This window comes from Flavobacterium sp. AC267 (genome assembly GCF_979258715.1).
This window is the reverse complement of record NZ_OZ409875.1, coordinates 1,763,906-1,773,296: the sequence shown is the minus strand read 5'-3', so window position 1 is coordinate 1,773,296 and position 9,391 is coordinate 1,763,906. Positions and strand designations below refer to the sequence as shown.

Sequence of the window (9,391 nt, the reverse complement as noted above, 5' to 3'; positions counted from 1 at the left end):
TAGAATGAATTTTATAAGCTTTTTAAAGCTTTTTTGATAATTGTTTCCACTGTAGCTTCTGGATCTTCTTTGACAATCTTTTCTACTACTTTTTCAGAAGCTTTTCTAACAAAACCTAAAACTTCCAAAGCAGATAACGCTTCATCTCTATTTGTATTGTTTTGGACTACCGAAACTTCATCCAAATCGTACAACTTTAACACTTTTTCTTTTAAATCAAGTATAACCCTTTGTGCTGTTTTGTTCCCTATCCCTTTGATAGACTGAATTACACCCACATCTCCCGATGCGATGGCGTTTATAATTTGTCGTGGTTCTATCGACGAAAGCATCGTTCTTGCGATACCCGCTCCGATTCCTGAAACCGAAAGTAACATTCTAAAAATTTCACGCTCCGATTTTTCGGCAAACCCATATAAAGTATGCGCATCTTCTTTAATTTGAAGATGCGTATACAATTTTATATTTTCAGAATTTGGAATTAATGAGAAGGTATGCAAAGATATATTCACCTGATAACCAACACCTCCACAATCAATCACAACTTCTGTAGGATTTTTTTCTACTAATCTGCCCTGCAAATGTGCTATCATAAATATAATTTATTAGTATCAAATATAATAAAAATGCCATAAAAATACGACATTTTTACTCAATCCTCATTAGAACGTTTATTGTGTGATTTTATTTTTTTTATTTTCTTTTTCTTGTGCATCAATAACTGCAATAGCGACCATATTTACCATTTCTTCTACGCTTGCACCCAATTGGAAAATGTGAACTGGTTTACCCATACCCATCATGATTGGTCCAATTGAATTCACTTTATACAATTCTTTCAATAATTTGTAAGTGATATTTGCAGATTCTAAATTAGGGAAAATTAATGTGTTTACTTTTTTTCCTGCTAATTTAGAGAATGGGAATTTCTCCTGCAACATTTCTGGATTTAAAGCAAAATCTGCTTGAATTTCTCCATCAACGATCATTTCAGGATGATTTTTGTGTAAATAAGCTACTGCTTCTCTAACTTTTGAAGCACTCTCACTTGTTGAAGAACCAAAGTTTGAGAATGAAACCATTGCAATAACAGGTTCAACTCCAAACATTTTTGCTGTTTTAGAAGTCATAATTGCAATATTAATCAAATCTTGTGCAGATGGATTAATATTTATTGCAGTATCTGATAAAAACATTGGTCCGCGAGACGTAAGCATCATGTTTGCAGTCGCGATAAGAGACGCGTTTTGCGCTTTTGGAATTAACTGCATCATTGGTTTTACTACTGAAGGATAGCTTCTAGAGTATCCAGTAACTACTGCATCTGCTTCTCCTTCGTTAACCATCATTGTCTGCAAAATAGTTTCTTTCGCGCATGAATTTCTCAGCATCTAGTTTAGAAACCCCTCTGCGTCCTCTCGTTTCCCAAAAGAATTTGCAAATTTGTTACGTCTTACTGCTTCTTCATCTGTTTTAGGATCAATAATTTCCAGATCAACATCAAAACCTAATTCTGCTTTTAATTCTAAAATTGCTTCTTTGTTTCCTAATAAAATTGGGAATCCAATTCCGTCCTCATAAACAATTTGTGCTCGCTTTTAGTACGTTTAACTGGTCTGCCTCAGCAAAAACAATTCTTTTAGGGTCTAATTTTGCACGATTGGTAATCAATCGAACCATTTTATTATCATTCCCCATACGCTCGCGAAGATTATCTTCATAAGTCGCCCAGTCTGTAATTGGATTTTTTGCCACTCCAGATTCCATTGTTGCTTTTGCAACTGCAGGAGCTACAACAGTAATCAATCGAGGATCAAATGGTTTAGGAATAATATATTCTTGTCCGAAACCTAGTTTTGTCGCGCCGTAAGCTACGTTAACTTGTTCTGGAACTGGTTCTTTTGCCAAAATAGCTAAAGCTTTTACAGCCGCCATTTTCATTTCTTCGTTAATTTTAGTCGCTCTAACGTCTAGTGCTCCTCTAAAAATATAAGGGAAACCTAAAACATTATTTACCTGATTAGGAAAATCTGAACGTCCTGTCGCCATAATAACATCTTTACGAGTTTCTACAGCTAAATTATAATCGATTTCCGGATTCGGATTTGCCATTGCAAAAACGATCGGACTTTTTGCCATTGTCAACAGCATTTCTGGAGAAAGAATATCTCCTGACGATAATCCGATGAAAACATCTGCGTCTTTTATTGCTTCTGCCAAAGAAATTTTTGGTCCGTCGATAGCGTATTTTAATTGTAAATCTGAAAGTGCAGGATTGTCTTTTGTTAAAAGTCCTTTGCTGTTGAACATTAAAACATTTTCCACTTTCACACCCAATAAAACGTACAAATCAGTACATGCAATTGCCGCAGATCCTGCTCCAGAAACTACTACTTTTACGTCTTCTGCTTTTTTTCCTGCTAATTCAAGTGCATTGATTAAAGCTGCTGAAGAGATAATTGCTGTTCCGTGCTGATCGTCGTGCATTACCGGAATATTTAATTCTTCTACCAGTCTTCTTTCGATTTCAAAAGATTCTGGCGCTTTAATATCTTCAAGATTGATTCCGCCAAAAGTTGGAGAAATATTTTTTACCGTTTGAATAAATTCTTCAACATTTTCGGTATTGATTTCGATATCAAAAACATCGATATCAGAGAATATTTTAAACAATAAACCTTTTCCTTCCATTACAGGTTTTCCTGCCTCAGGACCTATATTTCCTAGACCTAAAACAGCTGTACCGTTTGAAATTACAGCTACTAAATTTCCTTTTGCTGTATATTTATAAACGTCATCAATGTTTTCTGCAATTGCTAAACATGGTTCTGCAACTCCTGGCGAATAAGCCAATGATAAGTCTCTTTGGGTTGCATATTTTTTTGTTGGAACTACCTGAATTTTTCCTGGAGTCGGTTCTGAATGGTACAGTAACGCTTCTCTTCTTTTACTCTCTTTGTTCATTATTTTTAGCTTTTATTCTAGCTTACAAAGATATAAGTCTTGTTTTAAAATGGCGTGTTTTTAGCGTTTTCTTTTCTTAAAATCGATTTTGATAAATAAAAAAAAGTCCAATAGAAATTGGACTCGTTTTAAATTTTTATCGCTTTTAGCTGTGCTTTATTGAGAAATATAAGAATTCAAATGATTAATGGTATCTTTTTGAATTTCTATAATTGCCTTCACCACATCGCTGATTGAAATTATTCCAACCACTGTTCCATCTTCTAATACAGGCAGGTGTCTTATTCTTTTTTCGCTCATAAGTTCCATACAATCTTCAAGATTATCTGAAAGTTTTACTGTAAAAACATTACTTTCCATAATCTCATGAACAAATGTTTCTTTAGAAGATTTATCCTTTAAAACAATTTTACGGGCATAATCTCTTTCAGACAATATTCCTTTTAAATCATTATCGTCAATGATTAAGATTGCTCCAATGTTTTTTTCTCCCATTACTTTTAACGCTTGATAAACCGTTAAATTGGAAACAACGGAATACACATTTCTTCCTTTTGCTTTAAGTATTTGATCTACAGTCATAATGAAAAATTTTTAGGTTTATAAAGTTATAATAAAAACAAACACGATTTGCGACTGAAATCGATTTTTTAAAATCACAACTAATTCATTTTAAACATTATACATCAAATCTAACATTTTGAAAATTATCCATTAAAGAAAGAAAAGATTTAGATTTATTTTTTGAAGAAAATTAGATTTTTTAACTTTTATTGAATTTTTACAACTAAAAGAGATTTTTAAAATGCTCCTGCGGACCAAATATTTATAGCAAAAGATAATAAGGAATATAGCACCCTCGGAGCTACTTATCACCCCGAATGGGGTTTCTTTTATGGGGATTATAATATTTCTATAAATATTACGTCCCTCTGGGACTGAGGAAAATTAGATTTGTTTTATTGTTCAAACGTGAATAATAAAAATGAAATTAATTATTTATTAATTGTTTTTGTCACAATATCAGATGTCCCGAAGGGACAAAATGCGGATCGAAAATCATTTCAAGGCTACCGATGAGAAACTCCTAACGGAGTTTTTGTAGAAAAAAACGTTGTGAGAAATTATAGATTGGACGCAAAGTAAATATCAATCAGGATTGTATAAAAGAGGAAACATATAGTTAGAAACTACGCTAGGAGTTATTCATTGGTAGAAAAAAAAATATTCCCACCCAAATAGTATCCCGTAGGGATATTTGAATAGAAAAAAGATTTTGGAGCGACATATCACCCCGATGGGGTCTCTTTTATGGGGATTATAATATTTCTATAAATATTACGTCCCTCTGGGACTGAGGAAAATTAGATTTGTTTTATTTTTTAAACGTGAATAATAAAATGAAATTAATTATTTATTAATTGTTTTTGTCACAATATCAGATGTCCCGAAGGGACAAAATGCGGATCGAAAATCATTTCAAGGCTACCGATGAGAAACTCCTAACGGAGTTTTTGTAGAAAAAACACTGAGAGAAATTATAGATTGGTCGCAAAGTAAATATCAATCAGGATTGTATAAAAGAGTAAACATATAGTTAGAAACTCCGCTAGGAGTTATACATTGGTAGAAAAAAAAATATTCCCACCCAAATATTATCCCGTAGGGATATTTGAATAGGAAAAAGATTTTGGAGCGACATATCACCCCGATGGGGTTGTTTCATGGGGAATATAAAAATTTCTATAAATATTACGTTCCTCTGGAACTGAGGAAAATTAGATTTGTTTTATTGTTCAAACGTGAATAATAAAAATGAAATTAATTAATTATTTATTAATTGTTTTTGTCACAATATCAGATGTCCCGAAGGGACAAAATGCGGATCGAAAATCGTTTCAAGGCTACCGATGAGAAACTCCTAACGGAGTTTTTGTAGAAAAAACACTGTGAGAAATTATAGATTGGTCGCAAAGTAAATATCAATCAGGATTGTATAAAAGAGTAAACATATAGTTAGAAACTCCGCTAGGAGTTATTCATTGGTAGAAAAAAAGTATTCCCACCCAAATATTATCCCGTAGGGATATTTGAATAGAAAAAGATTTTGGAGCTACTTATCACCCCGATGGGGTTTCTTTTATGGGGATTATAATATTTCTATAAATATTACGTCCCTCTGGGACTGAGGAAAATTAGATTTGTTTTATTGTTTAAACGTGAATAATAAAAATGAAATTAATTATTTATTAATTGTTTTGTCACAATATCAGATGTCCCGAAGGGACAAAATGCGGATCGAAAATCGTTTCAAGGCTACCGATGAGAAACTCCTAAGGGAGTTTTTGTAGAAAAAAACGTTGTGAGAAATTACAGATTGGTCGCAAAGTAAATATCAATTAGGATTGTATAAAAGAGTAAACATATAGTTAGAAACTACGCTAGGAGTTATTCATTGGTAGAAAAAAAAAATATTCCCACCCAAATAGTATCCCGTAGGGATATTTGAATAGAAAAAAGATTTTGGAGCGACATATCACATCGATGGGGTTTCTTTTATGGGGATTATAATATTTCTATAAATATTACGTCCCTCTGGGACTGAGGAAAATTAGATTTGTTTTATTGTTTAAACGTGAATAATAAAATGAAATTAATTATTTATTAATTGTTTTTGTCACAATATCAGATGTGCCGAAGGGACAAAATGCGGATCGAAAATCATTTCAAGGCTACCGATGAGAAACTCCTAACGGAGTTTTTGTAGAAAAACACTGTGAGAAATTATAGATTGGTCGCAAAGTAAATATCAATCAAGATTGTATAAAAGAGTAAACATATAGTTAGAAACTCCGCTAGGAGTTATTCATTGGTAGAAAAAAAAATATTCCCACCCAAATATTATCCCGTAGGGATATTTGATATTTAATGAAACAAAATACATATTACTGTTTTTTATAAACAAAAACCCTTTTCTAAACTTTAGAAAAGGGCTTTGATTTCGTACTTCGTGACAATTATTTTATCAAACCAATTGGAATTTGGAATTTCAAAAAATTGGAATTTCTTTAATTACATTGCTACAATGATGAACTCACTTCTTCTGTTTTGCATGTGTTCTTTTTCGGTACACTTTACTCCGTCGGCACATTTGTTTACCAATTGCGTTTCCCCATAACCTTTTGCAGACAAACGTTCTTCGCCTATTCCTTTTTGAACAAGCCAGTTTTTAGTAGACTGTGCTCTTTTTTCTGAAAGAATCTGATTGCTTTCTGAAGACGAACGGCTGTCGGTATGCGAACGAATATCTAATTTCATATTTGGATATTCCTTTAAAAGATTCACCACTTTTAACAATTGCGGTTCTGATGTTTTTTTGATCGTTGCTTTACCCAAATCAAAGAAGTTCATCGGAAGATGTAATAATTTTGCTAAATCTGCTCCGACTCTTATCGATCCCAATTTAACTGGACTTATAGCAATTTTTTTAACTTCGATTGTTTTTGCCGCTAAAGGTTTGAAAACTTTATTTAATCCAATCATCAAAGTAGTTTCGGCATCTTTTGAAATATGCACAGAAACTTCTTTTGCGTTGTAATCATTCTTAGAGGTTCTAATCGTATATTTTCTGCCGCATTTTACAGCAGGAAAACTATAATTTCCTTTATCATCTGTAAAAATTGTTCCAACTGGATCAAATTTATCGTTAAACAAAGTAAGTGAAGTATTGGCAAGCAGTTCATTAGATTCTACATCATTTACTGTTCCTGTCAAGTTTTGTTCGCAGATTAATCTTTTGGTTTCGGTAAATCGGTAAATATCATCTAAACCTTGACTGCTTTCTCTATTTGAAGAGAAAAATCCGTTTCTGTTTTTACTGTCAATAGAAAAAGCAAAATCGTCTTGCTTACTATTTACAGGCTCGCCAACATTAAGCACTTCGTCAAAAGTTCCGTTAGCTTTTATTCGCACAGCAAAAATATCCAATCCGCCCAAACCTGGACGACCGTCAGTTGCAAAATACAATTCGTTATCTCCAGAAATAAAAGGAAAAGTTTCTCTTCCTTCGGTATTAATTGCAGGACCTAAATTTTCTGGTTTCCCAAAAGTGCCATCTTCGTTAATCGCGACTTTAAAAAGATCTGACTGTCCCAACGTTCCGGGCATATCTGATGCGAAATACAATGTTTTTTCGTCCACACTTAAAGCTGGATGCGCTGTACTATATTGGTCGCTGTTGAATGGAAGTTCTTGAATATTTTTCCATTCGTCATCAATTAATTCTGCTTTGTATAATTTTAAAAGCGTAACATTTTTATCGTTGCTTCTTCTTTTTCCGTCCGTAAAATTATTTCGGGTAAAATACATCGTTCTGCCGTCTTTTGTAAAAATCGGACTTGACTCATTGAAATTGTCTTTTTTCCTTTTTACTAAAAGCTCTGGTTTTCCAACACTTCCATCGGGCATTAAAACTGCGGTGTATAATCGAGAGAAAGATCTGTTTGTCCATTGAAAATTAGCTTTAACGACTCCGCCTGTATCGCGCGCAGATGTAAAAACTATTTTATTATTGTAAACCGTACTTCCATAATCTGAAAAATTAGAATTCACTCCAGCATCGGCAATTTGGAATCGGCCTGAATTTTCTTTTATTAGCTCTAAATAATTTTTATCACTTCGAATTAAATCGGCTCTTTTTTCTAAAACTGCTTGTTCATTAAACTTTTGTAAAACTTCGTCAGATTTACGATAATTCCCCGCCGATTTTAAAGATTGGGCATAACGGTACAAATATTCTGATTGCTGATTTGGATTTATTGCAAATAATTGTTCGTACCATTTTAAGGCGCTTTTAAGCTCTCCATTAAAATAATAAGAATTTGCGAGACGCCGCATAATTCCTTCATTATTGTTCTCGGCGTTTACTAAATTTTCATACACTTTTATGGCATCCGCGTAAGCGTATTCATCGTACTTTTTATCTGCATATTTCAAATTCATATTGGTGAATGGATTTTGGGCATTCACATTTGAAAAAAAAGCTGACAGCAAAAAGATCAAAAGTAATTTTTTAACTTTCATAGGTATCATTAAAAGAATCTTGGAGATATCATTTTATTATAATTATTGAAGAAGTCGAATCTTAGGAAAATTTCATGAGATCCAGAATTGTATTTTCTCAATCTTGTAGTTTCATGATCGTAACCATAACCTATATACATTCCTTTTGTAACTTGAAATCCTGCCATAGCACTAACAGAAGCACTCCAGCGATACGCGACTCCTAAAACGAATTTATCATTAAACATAAAATTTCCTGAAACATCTACCTGCAAAGGTGCTCCTTCGACCATTTTGGTCATTATAGCTGGTTTGAATTTGATGTATTCTAAACGATCCAGATTAAATACATAACCTGCAATTAAATAATAATTGATTTTTTCTTTGAAAATAGCTGTATCATCAGAATCATAACGATTTGTTTCGATAAAATTTGGCACAGATAATCCGATATAAGCACGATCTGAATGGTAATAAATTCCGGCACCAACATTAGGAGATATTCTGTTTTTCAAATTCTGAAACTGCTGATCGTCCTGATCTTCCATACTCAATTTATTGATGTCCAGATTAAAAAGATTTGCTGTTCCTTTTATTCCGAAAGATAAATTCCATGATTCTGAAGTTGGAATGGTATAAGACAAATCTGCCGATAGTGTATTTTCTGTCGTTGGTCCGATTTTATCATTTACTAAAGAAACCCCTAAACCTAAATCGCTGTTACTTAAAGGTGTATTTACAGAAAATGTACTTGTTTCTGGGGCACCATCTAACCCAACCCACTGCGTACGGTATAATCCAAAGACACTCAAAGCTCCTCTCGAACCTGCGTACGCTGGATTAATTTCGATTGTATTGTACATATACTGCGTAAACTGCGCGTCTTGTCGCGCATTGGACACAATCGAAAAAAACATAAAAATTAAAATTAACTTTTTCATTTAGTAAGCTTTAAACGGCTTAGATGCACTAATCCGTAATCTATTTTTATTTATTGATGTATAAGTAACTTGATTCTTGGTGTGGGTTATTAGCACTGTCTTTGTATTTCAAAATATAGAAATAGGTTCCTACTGGCAGGCTGTCTGTCTGTTTAACCGTAGAACGTCCGTTAGAATATCCTGTAAAAACTCTGTCATTATTATCGTAATGATCTATACTGAAAACCAAAACTCCCCAACGATTGTAAATTTCAACACTATTCTCTGGGTAGCATTCTATACCACGAATGTAGAATCTTGAATTCTTCTCGTCTCCATTTGGAGAGAAAGCGTTAAGGACTTTAATTGAACAGCCATTTAAATCTAAGACAGTAGGATTATCTCCACTATTACTTGAATCGTCTGAAAGATCTTCAACATTTACT

At 33.2% G+C, this 9,391-nt stretch carries 5 protein-coding genes and 1 pseudogene; all 6 read right to left on the bottom strand.

Going from position 1 to position 9,391, the window contains the following annotated elements:
- Positions 1-11 precede the first annotated feature (11 nt).
- The 6 genes and pseudogenes from ruvA to ACZZ95_RS09110 all read right to left on the bottom strand — a co-directional run bounded on the left by ruvA (position 12) and on the right by ACZZ95_RS09110 (position 9,312).
- Entirely contained in the window at positions 12-593 is a 582-nt protein-coding gene (ruvA, locus tag ACZZ95_RS09135; RefSeq protein WP_095953346.1) for a Holliday junction branch migration protein RuvA, read from the bottom strand.
- A gap of 78 nt (positions 594-671) precedes the next feature.
- Positions 672-2,964 (bottom strand): annotated as a pseudogene (locus ACZZ95_RS09130) (NADP-dependent malic enzyme).
- A gap of 156 nt (positions 2,965-3,120) precedes the next feature.
- Positions 3,121-3,546 (bottom strand): CBS domain-containing protein, encoded by a 426-nt coding sequence (locus ACZZ95_RS09125; protein ID WP_095953344.1) that lies wholly within the window; start codon positions 3,544-3,546, stop codon positions 3,121-3,123.
- Between the two features lie 2,490 nt (positions 3,547-6,036).
- Positions 6,037-8,046 carry an OmpA family protein gene (locus ACZZ95_RS09120; protein WP_463468799.1) on the bottom strand — a complete coding sequence of 670 codons (2,010 nt, stop codon included), beginning with the start codon at positions 8,044-8,046 and terminating at the stop codon, positions 6,037-6,039.
- 8 nt (positions 8,047-8,054) lie between these two features.
- Positions 8,055-8,966 (bottom strand): PorP/SprF family type IX secretion system membrane protein, encoded by a 912-nt coding sequence (locus tag ACZZ95_RS09115; protein WP_463468798.1) that lies wholly within the window; start codon positions 8,964-8,966, stop codon positions 8,055-8,057.
- 46 nt (positions 8,967-9,012) lie between these two features.
- Positions 9,013-9,312 carry a gliding motility-associated C-terminal domain-containing protein gene (locus ACZZ95_RS09110; RefSeq protein ID WP_463471647.1) on the bottom strand — a complete coding sequence of 100 codons (300 nt, stop codon included), beginning with the start codon at positions 9,310-9,312 and terminating at the stop codon, positions 9,013-9,015.
- Positions 9,313-9,391 lie beyond the last annotated feature (79 nt).

Excerpts from the sequence above, each read along its gene's own strand:
- ruvA (WP_095953346.1), bottom strand. The coding sequence starts at position 593 with ATGATAGCACATTTGCAGGGCAGATTAGTAGAAAAAAATCCTACAGAA.
- ACZZ95_RS09125 (WP_095953344.1), bottom strand. The coding sequence starts at position 3,546 with ATGACTGTAGATCAAATACTTAAAGCAAAAGGAAGAAATGTGTATTCC.
- ACZZ95_RS09120 (WP_463468799.1), bottom strand. The coding sequence starts at position 8,046 with ATGAAAGTTAAAAAATTACTTTTGATCTTTTTGCTGTCAGCTTTTTTT.
- ACZZ95_RS09115 (WP_463468798.1), bottom strand. The coding sequence starts at position 8,966 with ATGAAAAAGTTAATTTTAATTTTTATGTTTTTTTCGATTGTGTCCAAT.